We start from the raw sequence: 24,876 nt of genomic DNA on the forward strand, positions 1-24,876 counted from the left end.
GAGGGCACTCCACCTCTTATCACCGCTATCGGGGGCGAACAAAGCGCCCAACAACCCTCCTGCCAATTATGAATCCTCCTACAAATTGCCGATATCCGACCCGCCGATGGATTGACACCGGATCGCGATTGCTTCTATCTTATCATCAGATGATAATAAGAAAAGATGGTAGGAGGAAGAGGCCTTGAGTGCCATCGACATCGACAGGGTGTCCAAGACCTTTGGCGCCGTGAACGTCATCGCAGACCTCTCTTTGAAGATCCGCTCGGGTGAGTTCATTGCCTTTCTCGGGCCCTCGGGCTGCGGAAAGTCCACCTTGCTGCGCATGATCGCGGGGCTGGAGCGCGTCGATGGCGGCTCGATCTCGATCGGCGGCCAGAGGGTCGACCAGCTTCCCCCCGGCGCGCGCGGCGTCGCCATGGTGTTCCAGCACTATGCGCTCTATCCGCATATGACGATCTACGAGAACATGGCCTTCGGCCTGCGCAACATCGCGGTGCCCGGCCAGGAGATCGATCGCCGGGTGAAGGAAGCGGCGCGCATCCTGGAGATCGAGCCGCTGCTTGCCCGCAAGCCCGGCCAGCTCTCCGGCGGCCAGCGCCAGCGTGTCGCCATCGGCCGCGCTCTGGTGAAGAGCCCCAAGGCCTATCTGTTCGACGAACCGCTTTCCAATCTCGATGCGGCGCTGCGTGTGCGCACCCGTGTCGAGCTGGCCCGCCTGCACCAGCAGGTCCAGGCTACCACCATCTTCGTTACCCATGACCAGGTCGAGGCGATGACCCTGGCCGAGCGCATCGTGGTGATGAACGCCCGCAAGATCGAGCAGGTGGGTACGCCCATGGAGGTCTATTCACGGCCCGCCACCGAATTCGTGGCCCGTTTCGTCGGCTCGCCCGCCATGAATTTCCTGCCCGTCACGGTCGCCGAGCAGGGCGGCCTTGCCGCCGCCAGGCTGGCCGATGGCACCGGCATCGCCACCCGCGTGCCCGTCGCCACCCTGCCTCAGGGTGCCAAGCTGCGCCTGGGGGTGAGGGCGGAGGCTGTCCGCGCCGATCCGGCGGGCTCCCTTGCCGGCCGGATCGAAGTGGTCGAGCGCCTCGGCGACCGCACGCATCTTTATGTGCGCCTGCCCGACGGCACCTCGCTGGTCGCCGAGGACAAGGGCGCTTCGACCGCCGTTGCTGGTGGCGAAGCCCGCTTCTCGGTGGATTCGCAAGCTGCCCATCTGTTCGACGATGGCGGCCGCGCCTTCCATGCCGCGTGAGGAGGGGCTGATGTCCACGCAGAGCCTTGCCTCCACGGCGGCCGCGACGCCCGCACCCCGCTATGCCGGCGCCTCGATCGGGCCGAGCTGGCGCAATCTCCTGTTCGTGCTGCCGTTCCTCGCCGTCTATGCCGTCCTGCTGGTCTATCCGCTGTTTCGAGGCATCTGGATCAGCCTGCAGGAATACGACATGTTCGACCAGACCGCCTCCTTTGCCGGCATGGCAAATTTTCGCCGCCTGTTCGCCGACAAGGTCTTCCTGGGCACGGTGAGCAATACCTTCGTCTTCGTGCTGATGACGGTGCCGGTTTTCGTCGCCATCGGCCTTGCCCTCGCGCTTGCCCTCAACCGGGAGAGTAAAGGCAGCGCCGCCCTGCGGGCGATCTTCTTCGGCACCTCGGTGCTGTCGGTGACCATCGTCACCATCATCTGGAAGATGATGTATCTGCCGGACCGGGGCCTGATCGCCGGCATCCTCTCGATCTTCGGCCTGCCGCCGATCCAGTTCCTCACCAGCCAGGAGCTTGCCCTGCCGGCCATCGCGCTGTGCACGCTGTGGTGGGTGATCGGCCTGCCGATGATGCTCTTCCTCGCCGCCCTGCAGCAGATACCGGGCGAACTCTACGAGGCCGCCGCGCTGGACAATGCCGGGCGCTGGCGCTCCTTCTGGTCGATCACGCTGCCCTCGATCCGGCGTAGCGTCGTCGTCGTGGCGATCTACGAGATCGTCGCGCAGTTCCAGCTCTTCGGCCAGGCGCAGCTTCTCACCAGGGGAGGGCCCAACAACGCCTCCCGCCCCATCGTGCAGTTCATCTATGAGGAGGGCTTCCAGCGCTGGAATGTCGGCTATGCCGCCGCGGCCTCCGAGGTGCTGTTCCTGCTGATGGCCGTTGCCGCGATCCTGCAATATGTCGCCGCCCGCCGGCGCGCGGAGGGCTAGGCCATGGCGAGCGCGCAGCAATTCGTCGGCCGCACCGCAGGGGACCGGGTGATCCTGGCTTGTGTCCTGGTCCTGGCCTTCGCCTGGCTGGTGCCGGTCGCGTGGGTGATCGTGCTCTCCTTCAAGCCCAATTCGGAGCTGATGCTCTCGACCGCCACGGCCCTGCATCCGCCCTATACGTTGAAGAACTACACCGACATCATCGCGTCATCCGGCGTGTTTCGCTGGCTGCTCAACTCCATGATCGTGGCCGGCGGCATGACCATCGGCACACTGGTGCTGTCATCCCTGGCCGGCTACGGCTTCGCACGCACCGAATTCTTCGGCCGGGACATCCTGTTCGTGCTGGTGCTGCTGGGCCTCGCCATCCCCGAACAGGCGGTGATCATCGCCCGCCACCAGATGTTCACCGACTGGAAGATGCACAATGGCTATCCGGCGCTGATCCTGCCGGGGCTGTCCCATGCCTTCGGCGTCTTCCTGATGACCCAATATTTCAAGGCCATCCCGCGCGACATCGACGAGGCCGCGATGCTCGACAATGCCTCGCGCTTCAAGATCTTCTGGAAGGTGGTGCTGCCGCTGACCATCCCGGCCCAGGCCACGCTCGGCATCTTCACCTTCCTGTCGGCCTGGAACGACTATTTGTGGCCCCTGATCTCGGCGACCAAGCCGGACATGTTCACCCTCACCGTCGGCATGGCCTCGACCCAGACCAATTTTGCCCAGTCCGAGGGGCTCGGCTTCCTGATGGCCCAGGCCGTCTTCGCCGGGCTGCCCGTCTTCATCGTCTACCTGTTCTTCCAGAAATACATCGTCCGCGCCGTGGCCGGCGCCGCGATCCGCTGACTCCGAGAAGATCTCCTGGTTCCGCGTCCCGGCCGCGCGCTCGACCTTGAACAAAATCGGCCGAAACGGAGGAAATGCATGATCGGTTTGAAACGATTGCTCTATGCCGGGGCTCTCTTGCTGCTGTCGTCGCAGGTCGGCCTCGCCCAGGACAAGACCGAGATCTCGGTATCGCGCTTCTTCGGGGCCTGCGAAGCCGACTATGGCACGGTGACGGATGTCGCCAAGGCCAATGGCGAGTGCGGCATCATCACGGCGCTGATCAACAAGTTCAACGCCGAGAGCAAGGATACCCGCGTCAAGGTCGATATCGTCGAATGGCCGGGCTATGACCAGCTCACCGCCCGCATCCGCTCAGGCGAACCGCCGACCATCTCGGTCATGCATGAGGCCGTGATCAGCGACTATTCCTCGCGCGGGCTGCTGGAACCCCTCGACGAGGGCCTGAAGGCGGCGGGTGTCGATACCGCTGACTTCACCGATGCTGCCAAGGCCGGGGTCACCAAGGACGGCAAGACCTATGCCTTGCCCTTCGATACCCATACCTGGCTCTGGCACATCAATCTGAACCTGTTCAAGCAGGCCGGCCTCGTCGATGCTGCCGGCAAGCCGATCCTGCCCAAGAATGGCGAGGAACTGCTGGCCCAGGCCAAGCAGTTCAAGGAAAAGACGGGCAAGCCCTATTTCGTCTGGACCATCGCCAATGAGCGTGCCTTCTTCACGCGCACCTTCGATACGCTGCTCTACCAGCAGAATTCAGAATTCTTCGCCGATCCAACCAAGGTCAATTTCGCCACGCCCGAGGCCAAGAACGCCGCGACACTGCTGAAGGCGCTCTACCAGAACGGCGACACCACCAAGGGGCAGGACTATGCCGCCTCGGTCGCCAGCTTCGCGGCCGGCGATGCGGGCGTGTTCATCTGCGGCACCTGGCTGGTCGATACCTATGACCAGGAATCCAAGAAGAGTGGCGCTCCCCTGTCCAACGGCTATGCGGTAGTGCCTTTCCCGCAGCTCTATCCCGGCAGCCCGCGCGTCTGGGCCGACGGACATAGCTGGGTGGTCCTCAAGGCCGATCTCAGCGATGCTCAGCGCAAATCGGCCTACGAATTCCTGAAATTCCTGTGGGACAATGATTTCCAGTGGGCGCGCACCGGCCATCTGCCCATCCGCAGATCCGTGGCCGACAGCGCCGAGTTCAAGGCCCTGCCGCATCGGGCCGATCTCGCACCGCTGACCACCAACGGCGCCGCCCGTCCGGCGGCGGTGAAGCGCCAGTTCGCGATCCAGGAGATCGAGAATGACGAGGTCACCGCCGGAGTGACCGGCGACAAGGAGATCGACGCCGCCCTCGCCGATGCCCAGTCCCGCATCAACGAATTGCTGGCGAACGCGAAGTAAGGCCGCGTTCGCCACAGCTAGAGAAAGTATGATTTCTTTAAATCCCACTCTCTCTAACTCTTTGTTTTGACGCGTTTTCTTAATCGAAAAGTCCATCAGCTTTTCTGGAAAACGCTCTAGGACCCACGGCTCTCCTCCCGCCGTGGGTCCCTTTTCCGCCCGATATTTCCCCGGTTCAAAGGTCAGTTTTCGCCATGCCGTCCGCCCGCCTGATCGTCGATCACGATTTCATCATCTCCGATCTCGACCGCCGTATCTTCGGTACCTTCGTCGAGCATATGGGACGGTGCGTCTATACCGGTATCTTCGAGCCCGGCCATCCCACCGCCGATGACCAGGGTTTTCGCCAGGACGTCGCCGAGCTGACCCGCGAACTCGGCACTACCATCGTGCGCTATCCCGGCGGCAATTTCCTGTCCGGCTACAATTGGGAAGACGGCGTCGGCCCGGTGGAGAAGCGGCCGCGCCGGCTCGACCTCGCCTGGTTCTCGACCGAGACCAACGCCTTCGGCACCAATGAATTCATGGACTGGTCCCGTAAGGTCGGGGTCGAGCCGATGTTCGGCGTCAATCTCGGCACCCGCGACCATGACGAAGCGCGGCGCTTCATCGAATATTGCAACCATCCGGGTGGCACCGAGCTGTCGGAGCTGCGCAAGAGCCACGGCTATGAGAAGCCGCACGACATCAAGTTCTGGTGCCTGGGCAACGAGATGGACGGCCCCTGGCAGATCGGCGCCAAGACGGCGGGCGAATATGGCCGCATCGCCCATGAGACCGCCAAGGTGATGCGCTGGGTCGATCCCTCCATCGAACTGGCTGCCTGCGGTTCGTCCAACCGCGACATGGCCACCTATGCCCGCTGGGAATACGAAGTCCTCGACCATTGCTTCGACTATGTCGACTTCATCTCTCTGCACACCTATTTCCAGAACCCGCATGACAGCACCGAGGAGTTCCTCGGCAATATCGAGCTGCTGGAGGCCTTCATCCGCGAAGTGGTCGCCATTGCCGACGCCGTGGCCGCCACGCGTCGCTCGCCCAAGCGGATCATGCTGTCCCTCGACGAGTGGAATGTCTGGTACAAGGCCCGCACCCACGAGCATCTGCGCAAGCCGGGCTGGCCCGAGCATCCGCCGCTGATCGAGGAGGTCTACAACACCGAGGATGCGCTCCTGGTGGGCGGTGCGCTGATCACGCTGCTCAACAATGCCGACCGCGTGAAATGCGCCTGCATTGCCCAGCTCGTGAACATCATCGGACCGATCATGACGGAGCCGGGCGGAGCGGCTTGGCGCCAGACCATCTTCCATCCCTTCGCGCTCACGGCACGCCATGCCCATGGCCGCGTGCTGCGCTCGCTGATCTCCTCACCCTCCTATGCCGGCAAGACGGCGCCGGAAATTCCCTACCTCCATGCCTGCGTCACCGAGGACGAGACGACCGGCCAGGTCACCATCTTCGCCCTGAACCGCCATCTCGGCGAGCCGATGGACCTCGAGGTCCTGCTGCGCGGCTTCGGCGGCAACCGCCAGGTGGTGGAAGCTTTGCAGATCCATCATCCCAATATGAAGGCGGTGAACACCAAAGACGCCCAGGATACCGTCGCGCCGGCGCCGATCGAGAAGGTGAGCCTGGAGGGAGATCGCCTGCAGGCGCGGCTCTTGCCGGGCTCCTGGAACGTGATCGTCACCGCGCCGCGCTGAGCGGAGGAGGCGATTTCGCCGAACGAGTTGAACAAGGCTGGATTTCAGAGTTGAGCGCGCCAATTCCTTCCCGTCTGCGGGGAGGGTGGCCCGAAAGGCCGGGTGGGGGAGAGTGGCGCTACAGTGCTTATTGTTGCTCGATTTGAGCCACTCTCCGCCTTCCGTCGATGCTTCGCATCGCCACCTTCCTCGAAATCGGGGAAGGACTGGCGCGTCTCGCTCGTCCTGGCCGTGCTCCTCAAAATGAGAGGCACGACAGGGCTCATCAACCCGGCATTTGTGCCGAAAACGCCGGCTTTCATTTCTGACGTGACGTTATAGGGTCTGCAAAAGCCAAATCGGGGCAGAGGCGGATGGACCCAATTCACCTGTTCGAACTGGTGATCGCGATGTTCCTGGCGATCATCGTGCTGCATTATGCCGCCCACAAGCTGGGGCTGCCGCCCTCCGTGGCGCTGCTGGTCGGCGGCGCATCGCTCGCCTTTCTGCCGGGCCTGCCTGCCATTGCGCTCGATCCCAACCTGGTGCTCGTCATCTTCCTGCCGCCGCTGCTGATGGACGGGGCCTGGTTCATCGCGCTCGGCCGGTTGCGGCGCCACATGATCGGTATCGCCTCGCTGGCGGTCGGGGCAGTGGTCTTTACCTGCGTCGTCGTCGCGGTGGCGACCCATCTCGTCTTCCCGTCCTTGCCCTGGGCCGCCTGTGCGGCGCTCGGGGCGATCGTCTCGCCGCCCGATGCCGTCTCCGCCCGCGCCGTGCTGCAACGGGTGAAGCTGCCCCGGCGCCTGCAGATCCTGCTCGAGGGCGAGAGCCTGTTCAACGATGCCAGCGGCCTGGTGCTGTTCCGCTTTGCCATCGCTGCGGGCGTCACCGGCACCTTCAGTGCGGTGGATGCGGTCGGCGAGTTCTTCCTGCTGGCACTGGGCGGTGTCCTCGTTGGTGTCGCAGCGGGCGCGACATGGGTGCTGCTCGCCCGCCGCCTCGGTGACGAATATCTGATCATCGCTGCCACCTGCCTGTTGTCCTGGTCGTCCTACCTGCTGGGCGAGATGCTCCACGTCTCCGGCGTCATCGCCACGGTCACCACGGGCTTGATCGCCGGCTGGTACCAGCACACCGTGTTTTCGGCTTCGGTACGCATGCGCGGCACGGCGTTTTGGACCGTGATGATCTTCCTGATGGAAGCGGCGGTCTTCATCCTGATCGGCTTCACCCTGCGTGGCGTGGTGGAGCGCGGTGGCGGATTCGGCGTGGTGGCCGATACCATGGCCGTGCCCATTCTGGTGATCCTCGCGGCACTCACCCTTGCACGCTTTGCCTGGGTGTTCGGGTCCGATCTGGTGATCCGGCTTTGCAGGGCTGCGGGGCTCGATCGCTACACGCCGCTCGGCCTTGCCAACGCCACCATCCTGAGTTGGGCTGGCGTGCGCGGCGTCGTCACCCTGGCCCTGGCGCTGAGCATACCGGAAGGCTTTCCCGGCCGCGACTTCATCCTGGTGACGTCGTTCGCCGTCATCCTGGGAACGGTGCTCGTCCAGGGCACCACCCTGGGGCGGGTGATCGGCTGGGTGAAGCCGGTCGAGCCGGAATCGGAGCGGGCGCGCCTCACCATGGCCCAGGCCGAATCCGCCATGGCGCAGAAGCAATTGGTTACCATCGAGAAGCTCGCCTATGACAGCGAGGGGACGCTCATCCATCCCCGATTGCTGGAGCGCTACCAGCGCCGGGCCACGATGATCGTCGACTATGCCGAGCGGACCGAAGCGTATCAGCCAGGGCTGCACGCCCATTTCGACGTCGTTTTGGCGGCAATCGCCACCGGGCGCGACGAACTCATTCGCCTCCACCGGCTCGGAAAGATCGACAACGAGACGCTGCACGAACTGGAGCGGGACCTCGACCTGGAAGAATTGAGCGCGATCTCCGCCAAATCGTGATGAGGGCGGGCCGTGACGATCTTGGCGGAGTACATTGGGATCGCAGGCATCCTTGCCTGCCCTTGGAACCGCGGCGTCTCAAGGAAGAGCAGGCAGGGATGCCTGCGATCCCATAAAACGCCGGCCGTCACTGAGCGTCCCGTGGCCTGTTGTGGTGCCGGTGGCGCAACTGGTTCAGCAATTCGTCGAGCAGGCCGCCGGCAGCCTCGGTGATCACGGTGCCGGGCGGGAAGATCGCCTGGGCACCCGCGGTGTAGAGCGCTTCGAAATCCTGCTCGGGCACCACGCCGCCTACCACGATCATGATGTCGGGCCGCCCCTCGGCCACCAGGGCCTTGCGCAAGGCGGGAACCAATGTCAGGTGCCCGGCGGTGAGGGAGGAGACACCGACGATATGGACGTCGCTGTCGGCTGCCTGCCTGGCGACTTCGTCGGGCGTGGCGAACAGGGGGCCGATCTCGACCTCGAAGCCGAGATCGCCGAAAGCCGAGGCGATCACCTTCTGGCCGCGATCATGGCCGTCCTGGCCCATCTTGGCCACCAGGATCTTGGGTGGACGTCCCTCTTCCTCACGGAAGGTCTGCGTCTTCTGCTGGACCTTGGCGATGCCATCGCCGCTCATCGCGGCCTTGTAGACGCCGGAAGTGGCACGGATCTCAGCCTTATGGCGGCTGAACACCTTTTCGAGCGCCGAGGAGATCTCGCCGACGGTCGCCTTGGCCCGGGCCGCCTCGACGGCAAGGGCGAGGAGATTGGCATCGCCTTCGGCGCCCTTGCTCAGGGCGTCCAGCGCCTTTTCGAGCGCCGTCGGATCGCGCTCGGCCTTCAACTGCTCGAGCTTGGCGATCTGGGCCGCCCGTACCGCCGAATTGTCGACCTTGAGCAGGTCGAGCGGTGGCTCCGATTGCGGCTTGTAGATGTTGACGCCGATCACCGCCTGCTCGCCGGCATCGATGCGGGCCTGGGTCCGGCTGGCGGCTTCCTCGATGCGCAGTTTGGGCAAGCCGGCCTCGATCGCCTTGGCCATGCCGCCCAGCGCCTCGACTTCCTCGATATGCTGCCAGGCCTTGGCGGCGAGGTCGGCGGTGAGGCTTTCGATGGCGTGGGCGCCGCCCCAGGGATCGATCAGCCTGGTGGTGCCGCTCTCCTGCTGCAGCACGAGCTGGGTGTTGCGGGCGATGCGGGCCGAAAAGTCCGTCGGCAGCGCCAGGGCCTCGTCAAGGGCGTTGGTGTGCAGGGACTGGGTGCCGCCCTGCGTGGCCGCCATCGCCTCGATCAAGGTGCGCGTGACGTTGTTGTAGACGTCCTGTGCCGTCAGCGACCAGCCGGACGTCTGGCAATGCGTGCGCAAGGCCAGCGACTTGGCCGACTTCGGATTGAACTGCTGCACCAGCCGCGTCCACAGCATCCGGGCGGCCCGCAGCTTGGCCACCTCCATGGTGAAATTCATGCCGATGGCGAAGAAGAAGGACAGGCGCGGGGCGAAATGGTCGATGTCGAGCCCGGCCTTCAGCCCGGCCTTGATGTATTCGACACCGTCGGCCAGGGTGTAGCCGAGCTCCAGGTCCTGCGTCGCGCCGGCCTCCTGCATGTGGTAGCCGGAGATCGAGATCGCGTTGAATTTCGGCATGTTCCGCGCGGTGTAGGCGATGATGTCGCCGACGATGCGCATGGAGGGGCCCGGCGGGTAGATATAGGTGTTGCGGACCATGAACTCCTTCAGAATGTCGTTCTGAATGGTCCCCGCCAGCTTGTCGGGCGATACGCCCTGTTCCTCGGCCGCCACGATGTAGAGGGCCAGGATCGGCAGCACTGCGCCGTTCATGGTCATCGACACCGACATCTCGTCGAGCGGGATGCCCTGGAACAAGGTGCGCATGTCGATGATGGAATCGATGGCGACGCCGGCCATGCCGACATCGCCGGTCACGCGCGGATGGTCGGAATCATAGCCGCGATGGGTGGCGAGGTCGAAGGCGATCGAGAGGCCCTTCTGGCCTGCCGCAAGGTTGCGCCGATAAAAGGCGTTGGATTCCTCGGCGGTCGAAAAGCCGGCATATTGGCGAATGGTCCAGGGCTGCTGGACATACATGGTCGGGTAGGGGCCGCGCAGGAAGGGCGGCAGGCCCGGCCAGGAATCGACCGCCTGCAGGCCGATCAGGTCGCTCTCGCCATGCACGGCCTTGATGTCGATGCCCTCGGGCGTGCGCCAGACCTCGCCGGTCAAGAGCGGTCCAGGGGCGGGTCGGCGGCGGGGACGCGCGGAAAAATCGGGGATGCGGCTCATGGGGTGCCTCCCGACAGGCTTTCGAAGGCGAGCGCGTCGCGCTTGCGGCTCAGGGCCGGCGAGGGGGGCGGGGCCTCCTCGTCCGGGGCCGGCCGCAGCACCGAAACCGCCGGTTCCTCCGCCAGGGTGTATTTGTTGGCGCCGATGATGGTACCGACGGGCCGGCGCAGCCTCTGGATCTCTTCCTGCAGCCAGCCCGACTGGATCACATTGATGATGCCGCCCTGGCGTTCGATCGCCTGGAACTGGGTCCAGCCGGCCTCGCACAGAGCCTGCGTCATCGCCTCCAGCCCGCCGGAGCCGGCGGCCGGATCGGCGATGCGGTGCAGATTGGCCTCGCTGATCAGGACATGCTGGCAATTGCGGGCAACGCGCCGGGCATGGGTGTCGGCGAGCCCGTTGGCGGCGGTATGGGGCAGGATGGCGACACTGTCGGCCCCGCCCAGCCCCGCCGCAGCGGCAGCCAGTCCGTTGCGCAGCATGTTGGTGGCCGGGTCGCGCCGGCTCAGCATGCGCCAGGCGGTTTCCGCGTGGACATGGATCGGGGAGGAGGCAAGGTCGCAGGCATCCTCGATCTCGAGCCAGAGCAGGCGCAGGGCCCGGAGCTTGGCGATGGTGGTGAACACGTCCTGATCAGCGGCGAGGGTAAAGCCGATGCAGTGGCGCGCTTCTTCGAGGCGCAGGCCGGTCGCTTCCAGCACGCGCAGATAGGACAGTGCCGAGCTCAGCGTGCTGGCGAGCTCGAGCCCCGGGGTCGCGCCGGCCTCATGAAAGGGGCGGCTATCGGCGGTCAGCACCGTGCCGCCTTGCCGATGATTGGCGAGAACCGAAGCTGTCGAGGGCCAGCCGGTTGGCAAGATGCCGGTGGTGGCGAGTTGGCCGATCGGGTCATAACCGTAATGAACAGTGCCGCCTTCGATCTCGCTGAGCCAGCGCGCGACTTCGAGGGTCTGCGGCCCCGCTTCGAGCCGGATCTCGATCGCATTGCGCACGACTCCGGCCAGCAGGCCGTCCAGGCTGCCGGCCGAGGTGATCACGACGCCGAAGCCGCGGGCGAACGGGCTTTGCGTCGTCACCAGCGTCATGCCGCCGGCACCGCCCTCGAGATCCTCGAGGAGCTGGCTGTTCGCCGGTACGACATCGGAATGGTCGGCACGCTGGACGATGGTCCAGGGTGCAGCCGGCGGCCGCCCGGGAATGGGCAGGGCGCCGGCCATGCGGGCATGGATGGGCTGGAGGCGCGCGCCGTCCGGCAACAGGCTGGTCAGCCTGTCCTCGAAGGAGGCTCCCTTGAGCACGCCGGCGACGGCGTCGCGCCAACGGGCCTCATCCGCATCCGCCTCCGCCATGGCTCAGACGAACTGGCCGAGTTCAGGGATCTCGGCAACGATCTTGCCGACGACTTCCGGCCCGGCTTCCTTCTCGGCATAGGCGAAGAGCTCCTTGCCGATCGCCTGGATCTGGTTGAGGTCGAGGCCGAGCGCCATCAGCTGGCCGCCGAGGCCTGCAATGCCGCCGCCGACATGGCCGACCATGCCGGCCAGCATGCCCATGAAACCGCCGCTCTGGGCATTCATGGCCTCATTGGTGACTTCACGCGCGCCACTGATCGAATCGACGAGCTTCGATACCGCGTCGGCGGGTCCTTCCCGCTCCAGGAAGGCAAGCACGGCACCGATAGCCTGCGTCGCAACTTCGGGGCTCACGCCAATCTTCGCACCTAGTTGGGCGACCAGCTCTTCCATCTTTCTTCTCCCTGACGTGACGCGGCTGCTACCAGAGACACACGGTAGGCAAACCGCTCTTCTCTGTTTCCCATTTTGCCATGGAGATCAAGGCCGTGGCTTTAAATACTTGTAACACTTCATCAAGCCATTGGCCGTAGCGATTGGCGGCGCGGCCGGTTATGGTTTGCGTTGCGATTTGACCGTTCAGGACAGGAAGAGATGACCGATCAGAGCCGGATTTTCGTCGCCAAGAGCGCGGAGCCTCAATATCTCGCGCTGGCCTTCGGCAATCGCCATGGGTTGGTCACCGGGGCGACGGGAACCGGCAAGACGGTGACCCTGCAAGTGCTGGCGGAGGGTTTCTCCGCCCGTGGCGTGCCGGTCTTCGCCGCCGACATCAAGGGCGACCTATCCGGCGTTTCCCAGCGCGGCGAAGCCAAGGACTTCATCGTCAAGAGGGCCGCCGATGTCGGCATCACCTATCAGCCCGACCAGTTCCCGGTGCAGTTCTGGGACGTCTTCGGCGAACAGGGCATGCCGATCCGCGCGACGGTCTCCGATGTCGGGCCGCTGCTTCTGGCGCGGATGCTGCAGCTCAACGATGTCCAGGAGGGCGTGCTCAACGCCGCCTTCAAGCTTGCCGACGACCAGGGCCTGCTGCTGCTCGATCTCAAGGATCTCCAGGCCCTGCTGGCCGACATGGCCGACAAGGCCGCCGAACTAATCAAGACCTATGGCAATGTCTCCAAGACGACGGTGGGGGCGATCCAGCGCCAGCTCCTGGCGCTGCAGCAGCAGGGTGGCGACAAATTCTTCGGCGAGCCGGCCCTGTCGCTGGCCGATATCGGCCTGCTCGATGCCAAGGGGCGCGGTACCATCAACATCCTGGCCGCCGACAAGCTGATGATGGCGCCCCAGCTCTACGCCACCTTCCTGCTCTGGCTGCTGTCCGAGCTCTTCGAGCAACTGCCCGAGGTCGGCGACCTCGACAAGCCCAAGCTGGTGTTCTTTTTCGATGAAGCGCATCTGTTGTTCAACGATGCCCCGCCCGCACTGTTGCAGAAGATCGAGCAGGTGGTGCGCCTGATCCGCTCCAAGGGCATCGGTGTCTATTTCGTCACCCAGAACCCGCTCGACGTGCCCGACGCCGTGCTCGGCCAGCTCGGCAATCGCGTGCAGCATGCTCTGCGCGCCTTCACCCCGCGCGATCAGAAGGCGGTCAAGGCCGCTGCCGAGACCTTCCGCCCCAATCCCGATCTCGACACCGCCAAGGTCATCTCGGAGCTCGGCAAGGGCGAGGCCCTGGTTTCCTTCCTCGAAGGCAATGGCGTGCCTTCCATCGTGCAGCGGGCGCTAATCCTGCCGCCGGCGGCACGCGTGGGCGCCATCACGCCGGCCGAACGCCAGGCGATCCTGCAGGCTTCCCCGCTGCGCGGCAAATATGAAACCGTGGTCGATCGCGAATCGGCCTTCGAAATGCTGCAGCGCCGCGTCACCGACGAGGCGGCGTCCGCCGAGCAGGCGGAGGAGGGCGGCGGTTTGCTCGGCAGCGTCCTGGGGAGCGTGTTCGGTTCGGGCAGTGGCGGTGGGCGTGCTTCCGGCCGCATGACGACCTCACAGGCCGTGATTCGCTCGGTGACGCGCACGATCGCCACGACGGCCGGCCGGGAAATTACCCAGGCGATCCTGAGAGGTGTGCTCGGCGGCCGTTCACGACGCTGAGGCATGCTCTCTCGCAATGCCATAGCTGAAGAGTCAGTATACAAGTACTACCAGTTCGCCGTTATTCGGGCCGCCTACGTCAAATTTCCCGTATTGCATTCCTAGCCCTCCTGGTGAGGTATTGGGATCAGCATATACGTTTGGGTACCCTTGGCGTATGAGCTTTTGAAGCGCGATTGCTGGAGGCTCTTGGGCGATGGATGGCGCAACTATACTGAACGACCGGTCGAATAGAAAAGTAATACAATCTGCTGATATTTTACTAGTGAATCCAAACCGAGAGGTTGCCGAGTTTTGGCGTGAGAACCTGCTGGATTTCGGCATGACCAAAGTCAGACTTGCTTCGGGTATCGTGGATGCTCTGGAGATGGCGCGGCGGGATCCGCCGCTGGGTGTTGTGATCGCACTGCCGGTGCTTGCGGACGCCTTTGCGTTGTTGGGCGCACTGAGCCAGGACGAAGGAGGCGAACTGCGCGAAGTGCCGATTCTGCTGGTTGCAAACCAGCCGAACCGTGCTGCGCTTCTCACCGCCACCCAGGCTGGTTTCGATGCCGTGCTGACCGAGCCGGTCTCGCCGCGGCAGATCTATCGGCGGGTGGGATCGATGATCCAGCGCACGCGACTCACCGCCCGGATGCGGAGCCTTGCGAGCTGACCAGCGCTATTCTTGCCCTTCCCGCTCAGGGCAGGGCGCAGCCATGGGCCGCGAAAATGCCATCGGAAGGCAAGTCGGCCCTACCCAGATCGGGCAAGGCGCGTTAGCTTGGCGCTTTCTCACCCGCATCGTTAAGGCACATGTCTGACATCAATAAAGCGCTCGATGCTGCCGACACGGCACTCGATGCCAGCCTCGACCGGCTGTTCGAATTTCTCCGTATTCCCTCGATCTCCGCCGACAGCGCCTATGCCGGCGATTGCCAGAAGGCGGCCGAATGGGCCGCCTCGGTCTTGAGGGACATCGGCTTCGATGCCTCCCCTCGCAAGACCATCGGCCATCCCATGGTGGTGGGACATCGCCGCACCGGCAAGCCGGGCGTGCCGCATGTCCTGTTTTACGGCCACTATGACGTGCAGCCGCCGGATCCGCTCAATCTGTGGCACACCAAGCCGTTCGAGCCGGTGCGCAAGCCCGGTCCCCATGGCGACATCATCGTGGCCAGAGGCGCTTCCGACGACAAGGGCCAGGTGATGACCTTCATCGAGGCCTGCCGTGCCCTGATCGAGACCCAGGGGGAATTGCCCGTCGATGTGACGGTGTTCCTCGAGGGCGAAGAAGAATCGTCCTCGCGCAGCCTCATTCCCTTCCTCGAGGAGAACAAGGACGAGCTGAAGGCCGATTTCTGCCTGGTTTGCGATACCGATATGTGGGATCGCGAAACGCCGGCCATCACCACCATGCTGCGCGGCATGGTCTATGAGGAAGTCACCATCAAGGCCGCCAGCCGCGACCTGCATTCGGGCATGTATGGCGGCGCTGCCCAGAACCCGATTCGGGTGCTGTCGAAGATCCTGGCTGCCCTGCATGACGACAATGGCAGCGTCACCCTGCCGGGCTTCTACGACGGCGTGCAGGAATTGCCCGAGGCAGTGAAGGCCGAGTGGGCTGCCCTCGACTTCGACGGCGAGGCCTATCTCGCCGAAGTCGGCCTGAAGGTGCCGGCCGGCGAGAAGGACCGTACGGTGCTCGAGCAGATCACCGTGCGCCCGACCTGTGACGTCAACGGCATCAGTGGCGGCTATGAGGGAGAGGGCGCCAAGACGGTGATCGCCGCGCAGGCTTTCGCCAAGGTGTCGTTCCGCCTCGTGGCAGGCCAAGAGCCCGAAAAGGTGCAGGCTGCCTTTCGCAAATTCGTGACCGATCGCCTGCCTGCAGACTGCAAGGCCGAATTCCAGTCGCATGGCATGGGACCGGCGATCGCCGTACCTGCGAATAGCGAGCCGCTTGCCAAGGCGCGAGCGGCGCTGGCGGAGGAATGGGGCCGCACCGCGCCGGTGATCGGGTCGGGCGGTTCGATCCCGGTGGTCGGCGACATGCAGCGCATCCTCGGCATCGATTCGCTCCTGATCGGCTTTGCCCTGGAAGACGATCAGATCCATTCGCCCAACGAGAAATACGATGTGCGCAGCTTCCATCGGGGCATCCGCTCCTGGGTGCGCATTCTCGATGCGCTCGCCAAATAGGGCAGGCCTCGAGCAGGGCCGGCGCCAGCGCCGGCCCTCGTCCATTGGCTGCGATACGGGTCCACCATGAAAGCTGTGGTTTTCGAACAATTCGGGCAGCCGCCGAGACTGCAGAGCGTGCCCGATCCGGCGCCCTCGCCGGAAGGCGTGGTCGTCAAGGTCGAGGCCACGGGCCTGTGCCGCAGCGACTGGCATGGCTGGATGGGGCATGACCCCGATATCGTGCTGCCCCATGTGCCTGGGCACGAATTGGCCGGCACCATCGTGGCGGTCGGCAGCCAGGTCCGGCGCTGGCGCGCGGGGCAGCGCGTCACGGTGCCTTTCGTCGCGGGCTGTGGCCATTGCCGGGAATGTGCCGGCGGCAATCAGCAGGTCTGCGAACAGCAGTTCCAGCCGGGCTTTACGGGATGGGGGTCTTTCGCGGAATTCGTGGCGCTCGATTTCGCCGATGCCAATCTGGTGGAATTGCCCGAGGCCCTCGATTCGGCGACAGCGGCGAGCCTGGGTTGCCGCTTCGCCACCTCTTTCAGGGCGGTGGTCGACCAGGGACGGGTCCGGGCAGGCGATTGGGTCGCCGTGCATGGCTGCGGCGGCGTCGGGCTGTCGGCGATCATGATTGCCAGCGCCGTCGGCGCCAATGTCGTGGCCATCGACCTGACCGACGAAAAGCTGGATTTCGCCCGCCAGTTCGGCGCGGTGGCAACCATCAATGCGGCCCAGACCAAGGATGTCGTCGCAGCGGTCCGAGACCTCACCGGCGGTGGCGCCCAGGTATCGCTGGACGCGCTTGGCCATCCCGTCACCAGCGTCAATTCCATCGGCAATCTACGTCGGCGCGGCCGCCACATCCAGGTCGGCCTGATGCTGGGCGACCATGCCCGGCCGCCGATACCGATGGACCGGGTGATCGCCTATGAGCTCGAGATCCTCGGCAGCCACGGCATGCAGGCTTTCCGCTACCAGGCGATGTTCGACATGATCGCCGCCGGCAAGCTGGCGCCTCAGAAGCTGATCGGCAGCCGCATCGGCCTCGACGAGGCGCCGGAAGCCCTGATGCGGATGGACCGCTTCGACGGCGTCGGCATCAGCGTCGTAACGCGCTTTTGAGGTCCATGCCGGCCGTGCCGAACGCGCAATACACGGTGGCGCCGTAGAACGCGGCGCCAACGATGCCGACGAGGGCGAGGCCGATGATGTCGCCGATATGGGAGAGCCCGGCCAGGAGTGGCACCAGGGCGGTGGCGGCTGCGTACATGGCCAGGCCGGCGGTGACGGTCGCCAGGGCGACGCAAGCCAGCATGGCATAGAGGCGCCTGTCGAGATGCATGAAGCCGCGGCGGCTCGCCAGTACCGTGAGGAGGCCGAGATTGACCCAGGCACCGAGCGAGGTCGCCAGGGCAAGGCCCGCCTGCTGGAGCGGCCCCATCAGGACGACCTTCAGCCCGATGTTGACGGCGATGCCGGTGAGGGAGGCCCAGAGTGGCGTCGCCGTATCGCCACGGGCGTAGAAGCTGGCGACGGCCGAGCGGATCAGCACCACGGCCGGCAAGCCTGCGCCATAAGCGAGAAGGGCGCTGGAGGCGGCCGCCGCGTCACCAGCCGTAAAGGCGCCGCGCATGAAGAGCGCGCGCATGATGAGATCGGGGACCGCGAGGAAGCCGGCGAGAAAGGGGGCTGCCAGCAGCCAGGTCAGGAAGATGGTCCGCCGCTGGGCGGCATGCGCCTCGTCGACCTGTCCGGCCGCCAACAGGCGACTCATCTGCGGCAGGATCACGGTGCCGGCCGCGATGCCGATGATGCCGAGCGGCAGCTGATTGATGCGGTCGGCATAGTAGAGTGCCGCCACCGCGCCGGCCGATAGCAGCGAGGCGATGATGGTGTCGGCGAAGATGGCGATTTGCGTGCCCATCGAGCCGATGGTGGCCGGCCCCAGCGCCTTGAAGAAAGCTTTCACCGGCGCGTCCAGCTTGATCGGCTCGGGCTTGGCGAGCACACGGGCCCGGCGCGCCGCCCACAGCATGAAGCCGAGCTGCAGGACACCGGAGATGGTGAGGCCCCAGGCCGCGGCATGGGCGGTGGTCGGGAACCAATGATGCGCGAGCAGGGTGGCGATCATCGCCACATTGAGCAGGATCGGTGCCGCGGCAGCCGCCGTGAAGCGTCCGACGGCGTTGAGCACGCCGCCATAGAGCGTGGCCAGGGTGATCAGGATGAGATAGGGAAAAGTGATGCGGGTGAGCGTTACGGCAAGATCGAAGCGCTCACCCTCGAAGCCCGGCGCATTCAAGCCGACGAATTGCGGCGTGAAGATCAGCACCAATCCCAGCAGGATGACCTGCGAGATCAGCAATATCGACACGATCCGCCCCTGGAACAGCCGTGCGGCGTCGTCGCCATCCTGCTGGTGGACCCTGGTGTAGGCCGGCACGAAGGAGGCGTTGAAGGCGCCTTCGCCGAAGATGGCGCGGAAATTGTTCGGCAGGCGGAAGGCGACGATGAAGGCCTCGGCGGCCGGGCCGCTTCCCATCAGGGCGGCCATCAAGGCGTCCCGGACAAAACCGGTCACGCGCGACACCATGGTCCAGGCGCCGATGGAAAGAATGTTCTTCAGCAAGGAGAGGGCCTATCGTGATGTCAGCTCCGCCTATACGCGGCTTTGATCGGCGGGAACAGGCACTATCGCCTTGAAAAGGTTGCCAACGGATGATGGCGGCAGGGATTTTCGGTGGAGAAGCTGTCGTTCGGGCCAGCTGCGTTCAGGCGTGAGCCCGATTTGTTTCCACGTTGTTTACGGCCGCCTTGTGATTCCGGGGACTCGCGCCAGCGTGTAACGGGTACCAGAAAAGAAAGAGGCCGCAGCTTGCGCTGCGGCCCAAGTCTAGGGAGGAAACGCCCAAGGAGGGCTATCAAACGGGGAAAAATTCCGCGCCGTTTGATAGGGATTAGTTTAGTGTGCGCCGCACAATAAACAATTGCTGAGTTTGCATGGCTGCTAGGCGAGCCATGCGTAACGATTGCAGGTGCTCCGCTACCGTTTCCCTATAAAGAATAGATATATCAATAGGTTGTGTTTCATGTCCAAGATTTTGCATTTACGCCTTGTGCCCAAAATGGGGCAAGCCATGCACTGCGCGGGACGGATCGACTATCAAGTCTCCTAAAATGAAAAGGGCGGAGAACGCTCCGCCCTTTCAGCTTCTCGACAGAATATCCGAAAACGTCCTGCAGTCAGACAGGGTGTGACGAAGGCGCGGGGCGACCTCTTTGAAAGTAAGCGCCATTCGAGCCCACGGGCCGAATGGCGCTCCGGAGCTGCTTACTTCACTGCCGCTTCATAGAGCTCGGCGACATATTCCCAGTTCACCAGGTTGTCGACGAAAGCCTTGAGATAGTCGGGGCGACGATTGCGATAGTCGATGTAATAGGAATGCTCCCAGACGTCGACGCCGAGGATCGGCGTAGCGCCGTGCACCAGCGGGCTCTCGCCGTTCGGGGTCTTGGCGACGATGACCTTGCCGTCCTTGACGGCAAGCCAGGCCCAGCCCGAACCGAACTGGGTGACGCCGGCCTGGATGAATTCTTCCTTGGCCTTGTCCACCGAGCCGAGGCCGTCGACGATGGCTTTTTCGAGGTTGCCGGGGATGGCGCCGCCGCCATTCGGCTTCAGCCACTTCCAGAAATGCAGATGGTTGTAGTGCTGGCCGGCATTGTTGAACAGGCCGGCATTCTTGCCATAGGAGCCCTTGACGATGTCCTCGAGGCTCTTGCCTTCCCACTCCGTGCCCTTGAGCAGGTTGTTGCCGTTGTTCACATAGGCAAGGTGATGCTTGTCGTGGTGGAACTCCAGCGTTTCGCGCGACATGTAGGGCGCGAGGGCGTCATAGGAGTAGGTCAGTTCGGGGAGCGTGAAGGACATGGTGTTCCTCATGAAGTGACATGATGGCGATGGGCATGGCTACAAAACGCAGCCCGCCCGTCCAGTGTTCCCGAACGGTTGCCGCGAGATCGAAGATCTTGCAGCCATCCGGGCGGGAGCCGAGTGAAGGGGTGGCGGCTAGCGGCCTCGATGCCCGCTGGAGCGGGCTGCAAGGCCGATGCACCATCGGCGGGCAAACTTAAGCGCGATGGCGCTGGAAGGGAACTGATTTGGCAGGGTGACCGGCATGATTTTTAAGTCACGCCGCTCCCATCCTCTGCAGGGCGAAGGCCTGGACCAGCGCCACTTCCTTCAGCCGTTCGAAGCGCCCGGAAGCCCCGCCATGGCCCGAATCCATATTGACCTTGAAGATCACCGGATTGCCCTGCGGGTTCTTCTCGCGCAGCCGCGCCACCCACTTGGCCGGTTCCCAATAGGTCACGCGGGGATCGGTCAGGCCGGCGAGGGCCAGGATGGGCGGGTAGGGACGGGCGGCCACGTTGTCGACCGGGCTGTAGGAAAGAATGGTCCGGAAAGCCGCTTCGTCCTCGATCGGATTGCCCCATTCGGGCCACTCCGGCGGGGTGAGGGGCAGGCTGTCGTCGAGCATGGTGGTGAGCACGTCGACGAAGGGAACCTCTGCCACGATGGCACCGAACAGGTCGGGAGCGAGATTGGCGACGGCGCCCATCAGCATGCCGCCGGCCGAGCCGCCATGGGCGACGATCCGCTTGCGGGCCGTGAAACCGCGTTCCGCCAGATAGCTGCCGGCCGCGATGAAGTCCTGGAAGGTGTTGGGTTTCTTGGCGAGCTTGCCTTCGCGATACCAGCGCCAGCCTTTTTCCGTGCCGCCGCGAATATGGGCGATGGCATAGACGAAGCCACGGTCGACCAATGACAGCGCGTTGGTGGAAAACTGCGCCGGCATCGACAGGCCATAGGCGCCATAGCCGTAGAGCAGCAGCGGTGCCGAGCCGTCTAGGGCGGTTTCCTTGCGGTAGAGCAGGCTGATAGGCACGCTTTCGCCATCGGCCGTGGGGGCGAAGACCCGGCGGGTGACGTAGAGCGCAGGATCGTGTCCGGATGGAACCTCCTGGCGCTTACGCAGAACACGCTCGCGCGAGCGCATGTCGTAGTCATAGGTCTCGGCCGGCGTGGTCATCGAGGAATAGACGAACCGGATCCGGTCTGTCGCAAACTCCATGCCGCCATCGAGCGCGAGGGAATAGGCTTCCTCGGCAAAGTCGATGGCGTGTTCCTCGCCGCTGGACAAGGAGCGGATCACGATGCGCGGCAGGCCGTCCTCGCGCTCGAGCCGGACCAGCCAATCGGCCAGCAGCACGATGTCGAGGATATAGCGGCCCGGCTTATGCGGGATGAGGTCGCTCCAGGATGCCTGAATTGAGGACGCCTGAGCTGAAGACGCCTGTACGGGCGTCGCCAGAGGCGCGGTCATGATGCGGAAATCCTCGGCATCGTCGAAATTGGTCAGGATCAGCAACTGATCCTTCCCGTCCGGCAAGGGGCGGTGTTCGATCTCATATTGCACGCCTTCCTGGCGCGCGGCGATCAGATGCACGCGGCTGTCGCCATCCTCGAGGCGGATCACCCGGACTTCCGAGGTTTCATGATCGTGGATGTCGATGACCGCCAGACGGCGCGACTGGGTCTGCGACAGACCGACGAACATGCCGGCGTCGGCCTCCTCATAGATGAGGCGGTCGGTACCGGCTGGGGTAGCCAAGAGATGCAGCCACACGCTGGAGGCGCGATGGTTCTCGTCGAGCCTCACATAGTAGAAGCCCGATCCATCCGCGAGCCAGACGGCCTCGCCTTCCGTATCGGGGACATTGTCGGTGAGCATTACGCCTTTCGAGGTATCGAGCAGGCGTATCGTATGGAATTCCGAACCGTTCTCATCGCAACTCCAGGCGATCAGCCGATGATCGGGCGAGGGGGCAAAACCGCCGAAGGCAAAGAAGCTCTTGCCCTTTGCGAGGGCGTCGCCGTCCAGAAGCAGCGTTTCCTCGCCGCCGCCACGCGGGCGCCGGCAGAACAGGCGGTGCTGTCCGCCCTGCCGGAAGCGCGAATAGTAGTCGAAGGGCCCGTCCGGAGAGGGCACCGAGGAGTCGTCGGCCTTGATTCTCCCCTTGAGCTCCTCGAACAGGACGGCCCGCAGGTGCTCGCCCTCCGCAAGCTGGGCGTCGGCATAGCGATTTTCCTGCTCGAGATGGGTCTTGATGTCGGCGGGCAGCGTCGAGCCGTCACGCAGCACGTCCTGCCAATTGTCCGCCCGCAGCCAAGCATAGTCGTCCTGTAACGCAATACCGTGAACGACGCGTTTGCTTGGCCGCTTTTCGGCAATCGGCGGCAGAATGGGGGAGGAAGTCACCATCTCATGCCTTCTGGTCGGGGGTGAAGTTCATGGCATGGCCGTTGATGCAATAGCGCAGGCCCGTAGGCGGCGGGCCATCCGGGAAGACATGGCCGAGATGGGCATCGCAAGCGGCGCAGCGGATCTCGATACGGCGCATGCCGTAGGATCTGTCCTCCAACTCGACTACGGCATCCGCGCGCACAGGTTCGAAATAGCTCGGCCAGCCGCAGCCTGAATCGAACTTAGTGTCCGACCGGAACAATTCCTCACCGCAACAGACGCAGGAATAGGTGCCTTTTTCTTTGGCGTTCCAGAAAGGTCCGGTAAAAGCGCGCTCCGTGCCGCGTTCGCGGGTAATGTGGTATTGTTCTGGAGAGAGAAGCGACCGCCATTCCGCATCTGTTTTGTTAACTTTCTTGTTTGGCACAATTGTCTCCCAATATTTTGCCGCAAAGGGATGCTATCGAAACGGTGGACATACTTTGCGACTGATTCGACGGGCCGAGCGTTTGAAGACTATTCAGTTCGTCGTAAATAGGGGGTGGGGCGACAGTTCGCAATTCAGTGTCTTGTTGAATTCCGCGGCGGGCTTGCAAATTTGCATTTGCTGTTTGCGGAGGGTGGGAATTGTCGCAAGGGAAGCCGGTCGAATTCTAGACCTTTCTCATCGGCGCGGGATCGGCGGCAGGCGCAGCGATGCTGCGTAATGCGCTGGTTAGGTGCGCCTTTCTACAATTGCAGTCTGCTGTCGTGCCTGGCGTGACCTATCCGGTCATCAGTGCAGATCAGATAGTCCGATCGGGTGTTGCAGTACCCATTTGTGATAGGGGAGCGTCTTACGTAGGCGGTTGCATGTTTTCACGGCAGTAATCAGATGCGGCGTAGTGCAAAATTCATGCTTGTCTTGCAAAAGATCTTGATTGATAAGATTTGAGAGTTTACATCAGTGCGCAATTCGAAATTCGCGATTCCAAAGTTGCGAAGCGGATGTATGGCCTGCACTGCTGTTAATGAATGGCGCGGCAGCGTAGCCGGTGGTGAACATTTAGTTAAATCAGACCAAAAAAAGAAAGTCGATTTACCATGAGCGACGGATCCAACAACACCAACTTCATCGAGCTCGCGGCGGACATCGTCTCGGCCTATGTCAGCAATAATTCGGTTGCTGCATCGGACCTGCCCGGCTTGATCAATGAGGTCCATGGTGCTCTTCAGCGTATCACCAGCGGCGTGCAGGAAGTGCCGGCCGAGGCTCCCAAGCCGGCGGTTCCGATCAAGAAGTCGGTGACGGCTGACTACATCATCTGCCTCGAGGACGGTAAGAAGTTTAAGTCCCTGAAGCGTCACCTGCGCACGCAATACAATATCTCGCCGGAAGAATACCGCGAGAAGTGGGCTCTGCCGGCCGATTACCCGATGGTTGCCCCCAACTATGCTCAGGCCCGCTCCAACCTGGCCAAGCAGATGGGCCTCGGCCAGCAGCGCCGTCGCAAGGGACGGTAATTTCGCCACGGCCCTGCCGGAACGACAACAACAGCCGGATGCCATGCATCCGGCTGTTGTTGTTTGAAGTATATAGGGCGTGTCGCCAGTTATGGTTTGGCGCTAGACGTTCGAGGCAGGAAGCGATCAGGTCGTGACCAGGACCTGCCGCGCATCGCTGCGAATGCGTTCGACAAACGATTTCAGTCCGTTGGAACGCTGAGGCGTGAGATGTTCCTCGAGCTGCAGTTTGCGGAAGATTTCAAGTGCGTCGATGGCCAGAATCTCCGACGCGGTGCGGCCGGAATAGACGGCCACCAGGATCGCCAGGAGGCCGCGCACGATAAAGGCGTCGCTATCGCACTGAAAACCGGCCCGCCCTTCCTTCCAATGGGTGACGAGCCAGACCTGGCTGACGCAGCCCTGCACCTTGTTGGCCGCTGTCCGCGCCTCGTCGGGCAGCGGCTCCAGCGTCTTGCCGAGCTCGATCAGGTAACGATAGCGATCCTCCCAATCGTCCAGGAGTTCGAAATTCTCGATGATGACGGCGATGTCTTGGCTGCTCATCCCCTTCATATAAGTGAGATGCCGAGGAAGACAAAGCCCTCTCAGGGAATGGAAGGGCGTGGGGGCGGCAGGGCTGTGAAGCGCTGACCGGCTGGAGCGGGAGCGGCGGCGGCATCGTCACCCGGGCTGGCGAGGAGGCCGGTAAGCTGCCTGGCACCGGCGAGGCCAGCGGCGCATTGCTGGGGACTGGCGGCGCAATAGGACAAGGCGGCGCCGACGGCCTTGTCGGCGAGGGCCGTTGCCGACAGACCCGCCAGGGCCTGCTTGTCATGCTGGGCCGGCGGCGCCGGCAAGAGCAGGGCGACCACGGCAAGCCAGAACATCATGCGCAGGATGAAGAACACGTCATGGGCTCCCGATCGATGGTCAATTCTAGCATGGGCACCATCGACAGGAGCGTGACTCATCGCACGGACGGCGGCAAAGTGAAGGGATGGTTAACCCGCCAACCCGTCTTGGTGAGGAATTGTTCACCATGTTTGGCACTTGACCCGCCAAGAGGCCTTTCCAGACGCAGGAA

The 24,876-nt window shown here is 63.6% G+C and carries 20 protein-coding genes; 11 read left to right on the plus strand and 9 right to left on the minus strand.

The window, feature by feature from the left end; genetic code table 11:
• Positions 1–184: 184 nt before the first annotated feature.
• From ACTJKX_RS02165 to ACTJKX_RS02190, 6 genes are all read left to right on the plus strand, one after another.
• Positions 185–1,264 carry an ABC transporter ATP-binding protein gene (locus ACTJKX_RS02165; protein ID WP_440724215.1) on the plus strand — a complete coding sequence of 360 codons (1,080 nt, stop codon included), beginning with the start codon at positions 185–187 and terminating at the stop codon, positions 1,262–1,264.
• A 10-nt stretch (positions 1,265–1,274) separates the two neighbouring features.
• Positions 1,275–2,204 (plus strand): carbohydrate ABC transporter permease, encoded by a 930-nt coding sequence (locus ACTJKX_RS02170; RefSeq protein ID WP_440724216.1) that lies wholly within the window; start codon positions 1,275–1,277, stop codon positions 2,202–2,204.
• 3 nt (positions 2,205–2,207) lie between these two features.
• A complete protein-coding gene (locus ACTJKX_RS02175) occupies positions 2,208–3,053 on the plus strand; it encodes a carbohydrate ABC transporter permease (protein ID WP_440724217.1) in 846 nt (281 codons plus the stop codon).
• A gap of 78 nt (positions 3,054–3,131) precedes the next feature.
• Entirely contained in the window at positions 3,132–4,454 is a 1,323-nt protein-coding gene (locus ACTJKX_RS02180; RefSeq protein ID WP_440724218.1) for an extracellular solute-binding protein, read from the plus strand.
• Between the two features lie 194 nt (positions 4,455–4,648).
• Positions 4,649–6,160, plus strand: coding sequence for an arabinosylfuranosidase ArfA (gene arfA, locus ACTJKX_RS02185; RefSeq protein ID WP_440724219.1), 1,512 nt, complete (start codon positions 4,649–4,651; stop codon positions 6,158–6,160).
• A 353-nt stretch (positions 6,161–6,513) separates the two neighbouring features.
• Positions 6,514–8,097, plus strand: a complete 1,584-nt coding sequence (locus ACTJKX_RS02190; protein ID WP_440724220.1) for a Na+/H+ antiporter — start codon at positions 6,514–6,516, stop codon at positions 8,095–8,097.
• A gap of 127 nt (positions 8,098–8,224) precedes the next feature.
• Here ACTJKX_RS02190 and scpA read toward each other — a convergent pair whose 3' ends face one another.
• From scpA to ACTJKX_RS02205, 3 genes are read right to left on the minus strand one after another with little or no spacing between them, the layout of a single operon-like run.
• Positions 8,225–10,384 carry a methylmalonyl-CoA mutase gene (gene scpA, locus ACTJKX_RS02195; protein ID WP_394310152.1) on the minus strand — a complete coding sequence of 720 codons (2,160 nt, stop codon included), beginning with the start codon at positions 10,382–10,384 and terminating at the stop codon, positions 8,225–8,227.
• Positions 10,381–11,733: a methylmalonyl-CoA mutase family protein gene (locus tag ACTJKX_RS02200; RefSeq protein WP_440724221.1), complete on the minus strand. Its 1,353-nt coding sequence runs from the start codon at positions 11,731–11,733 to the stop codon at positions 10,381–10,383. The genes scpA and ACTJKX_RS02200 overlap by 4 nt, the downstream gene beginning before the upstream one ends.
• Positions 11,734–11,736: 3 nt before the next feature.
• Complete coding sequence (locus ACTJKX_RS02205) at positions 11,737–12,129, minus strand: DUF2780 domain-containing protein (protein ID WP_068288794.1); 393 nt, start codon at positions 12,127–12,129, stop codon at positions 11,737–11,739.
• Between the two features lie 201 nt (positions 12,130–12,330).
• Between ACTJKX_RS02205 and ACTJKX_RS02210 the strand changes: the two genes are divergently transcribed.
• The 4 genes from ACTJKX_RS02210 to ACTJKX_RS02225 all read left to right on the plus strand — a co-directional run bounded on the left by ACTJKX_RS02210 (position 12,331) and on the right by ACTJKX_RS02225 (position 17,121).
• Entirely contained in the window at positions 12,331–13,833 is a 1,503-nt protein-coding gene (locus ACTJKX_RS02210) for a helicase HerA-like domain-containing protein (protein WP_440724222.1), read from the plus strand.
• A gap of 196 nt (positions 13,834–14,029) precedes the next feature.
• Positions 14,030–14,488 (plus strand): response regulator, encoded by a 459-nt coding sequence (locus ACTJKX_RS02215; protein ID WP_156771527.1) that lies wholly within the window; start codon positions 14,030–14,032, stop codon positions 14,486–14,488.
• Between the two features lie 140 nt (positions 14,489–14,628).
• Positions 14,629–16,014 (plus strand): M20/M25/M40 family metallo-hydrolase, encoded by a 1,386-nt coding sequence (locus ACTJKX_RS02220; RefSeq protein WP_440724223.1) that lies wholly within the window; start codon positions 14,629–14,631, stop codon positions 16,012–16,014.
• A gap of 66 nt (positions 16,015–16,080) precedes the next feature.
• Positions 16,081–17,121 carry a zinc-dependent alcohol dehydrogenase family protein gene (locus ACTJKX_RS02225; RefSeq protein ID WP_394310144.1) on the plus strand — a complete coding sequence of 347 codons (1,041 nt, stop codon included), beginning with the start codon at positions 16,081–16,083 and terminating at the stop codon, positions 17,119–17,121.
• On the opposite strand, the gene murJ is transcribed toward ACTJKX_RS02225, so the two are convergent.
• The 4 genes from murJ to msrB all read right to left on the minus strand — a co-directional run bounded on the left by murJ (position 17,099) and on the right by msrB (position 22,734).
• Positions 17,099–18,628 carry a murein biosynthesis integral membrane protein MurJ gene (murJ, locus tag ACTJKX_RS02230; RefSeq protein ID WP_440724224.1) on the minus strand — a complete coding sequence of 510 codons (1,530 nt, stop codon included), beginning with the start codon at positions 18,626–18,628 and terminating at the stop codon, positions 17,099–17,101. The genes ACTJKX_RS02225 and murJ overlap by 23 nt on opposite strands.
• 702 nt (positions 18,629–19,330) lie before the next feature.
• Positions 19,331–19,930, minus strand: coding sequence for a superoxide dismutase (locus ACTJKX_RS02235; protein WP_311933382.1), 600 nt, complete (start codon positions 19,928–19,930; stop codon positions 19,331–19,333).
• Between the two features lie 259 nt (positions 19,931–20,189).
• Positions 20,190–22,325: a S9 family peptidase gene (locus ACTJKX_RS02240; RefSeq protein ID WP_440724225.1), complete on the minus strand. Its 2,136-nt coding sequence runs from the start codon at positions 22,323–22,325 to the stop codon at positions 20,190–20,192.
• Between the two features lies 1 nt (position 22,326).
• Positions 22,327–22,734, minus strand: coding sequence for a peptide-methionine (R)-S-oxide reductase MsrB (gene msrB, locus ACTJKX_RS02245; RefSeq protein ID WP_394310138.1), 408 nt, complete (start codon positions 22,732–22,734; stop codon positions 22,327–22,329).
• 656 nt (positions 22,735–23,390) lie between these two features.
• Between msrB and ACTJKX_RS02250 the strand changes: the two genes are divergently transcribed.
• Positions 23,391–23,810 carry a MucR family transcriptional regulator gene (locus tag ACTJKX_RS02250; protein WP_068288823.1) on the plus strand — a complete coding sequence of 140 codons (420 nt, stop codon included), beginning with the start codon at positions 23,391–23,393 and terminating at the stop codon, positions 23,808–23,810.
• A gap of 126 nt (positions 23,811–23,936) precedes the next feature.
• On the opposite strand, the gene ACTJKX_RS02255 is transcribed toward ACTJKX_RS02250, so the two are convergent.
• Together ACTJKX_RS02255 and ACTJKX_RS02260 are read right to left on the minus strand one after the other, a co-directional pair.
• The gene (locus ACTJKX_RS02255) at positions 23,937–24,356 is read right to left on the minus strand and encodes a SufE family protein (RefSeq protein ID WP_311933379.1); all 420 of its coding nucleotides are present in this window, start codon (positions 24,354–24,356) and stop codon (positions 23,937–23,939) included.
• Between the two features lie 41 nt (positions 24,357–24,397).
• A complete protein-coding gene (locus tag ACTJKX_RS02260; RefSeq protein ID WP_311933378.1) occupies positions 24,398–24,700 on the minus strand; it encodes a hypothetical protein in 303 nt (100 codons plus the stop codon).
• Positions 24,701–24,876 lie beyond the last annotated feature (176 nt).

It is taken from the genome of Labrys sp. 22185 (genome assembly GCF_052045555.1).
Classification (GTDB): Bacteria; Pseudomonadota; Alphaproteobacteria; order Rhizobiales; family Labraceae; genus Labrys; species Labrys neptuniae.

Excerpts from the sequence above, each read along its gene's own strand:
- ACTJKX_RS02170 (WP_440724216.1), top strand. The coding sequence starts at position 1,275 with ATGTCCACGCAGAGCCTTGCCTCCACGGCGGCCGCGACGCCCGCACCC.
- ACTJKX_RS02175 (WP_440724217.1), top strand. The coding sequence starts at position 2,208 with ATGGCGAGCGCGCAGCAATTCGTCGGCCGCACCGCAGGGGACCGGGTG.
- ACTJKX_RS02180 (WP_440724218.1), top strand. The coding sequence starts at position 3,132 with ATGATCGGTTTGAAACGATTGCTCTATGCCGGGGCTCTCTTGCTGCTG.
- arfA (WP_440724219.1), top strand. The coding sequence starts at position 4,649 with ATGCCGTCCGCCCGCCTGATCGTCGATCACGATTTCATCATCTCCGAT.
- ACTJKX_RS02190 (WP_440724220.1), top strand. The coding sequence starts at position 6,514 with ATGGACCCAATTCACCTGTTCGAACTGGTGATCGCGATGTTCCTGGCG.
- scpA (WP_394310152.1), bottom strand. The coding sequence starts at position 10,384 with ATGAGCCGCATCCCCGATTTTTCCGCGCGTCCCCGCCGCCGACCCGCC.
- ACTJKX_RS02200 (WP_440724221.1), bottom strand. The coding sequence starts at position 11,733 with ATGGCGGAGGCGGATGCGGATGAGGCCCGTTGGCGCGACGCCGTCGCC.
- ACTJKX_RS02205 (WP_068288794.1), bottom strand. The coding sequence starts at position 12,129 with ATGGAAGAGCTGGTCGCCCAACTAGGTGCGAAGATTGGCGTGAGCCCC.
- ACTJKX_RS02210 (WP_440724222.1), top strand. The coding sequence starts at position 12,331 with ATGACCGATCAGAGCCGGATTTTCGTCGCCAAGAGCGCGGAGCCTCAA.
- ACTJKX_RS02215 (WP_156771527.1), top strand. The coding sequence starts at position 14,030 with ATGGATGGCGCAACTATACTGAACGACCGGTCGAATAGAAAAGTAATA.
- ACTJKX_RS02220 (WP_440724223.1), top strand. The coding sequence starts at position 14,629 with ATGTCTGACATCAATAAAGCGCTCGATGCTGCCGACACGGCACTCGAT.
- ACTJKX_RS02225 (WP_394310144.1), top strand. The coding sequence starts at position 16,081 with ATGAAAGCTGTGGTTTTCGAACAATTCGGGCAGCCGCCGAGACTGCAG.
- ACTJKX_RS02235 (WP_311933382.1), bottom strand. The coding sequence starts at position 19,930 with ATGTCCTTCACGCTCCCCGAACTGACCTACTCCTATGACGCCCTCGCG.
- ACTJKX_RS02240 (WP_440724225.1), bottom strand. The coding sequence starts at position 22,325 with ATGGTGACTTCCTCCCCCATTCTGCCGCCGATTGCCGAAAAGCGGCCA.
- ACTJKX_RS02250 (WP_068288823.1), top strand. The coding sequence starts at position 23,391 with ATGAGCGACGGATCCAACAACACCAACTTCATCGAGCTCGCGGCGGAC.
- ACTJKX_RS02255 (WP_311933379.1), bottom strand. The coding sequence starts at position 24,356 with ATGAGCAGCCAAGACATCGCCGTCATCATCGAGAATTTCGAACTCCTG.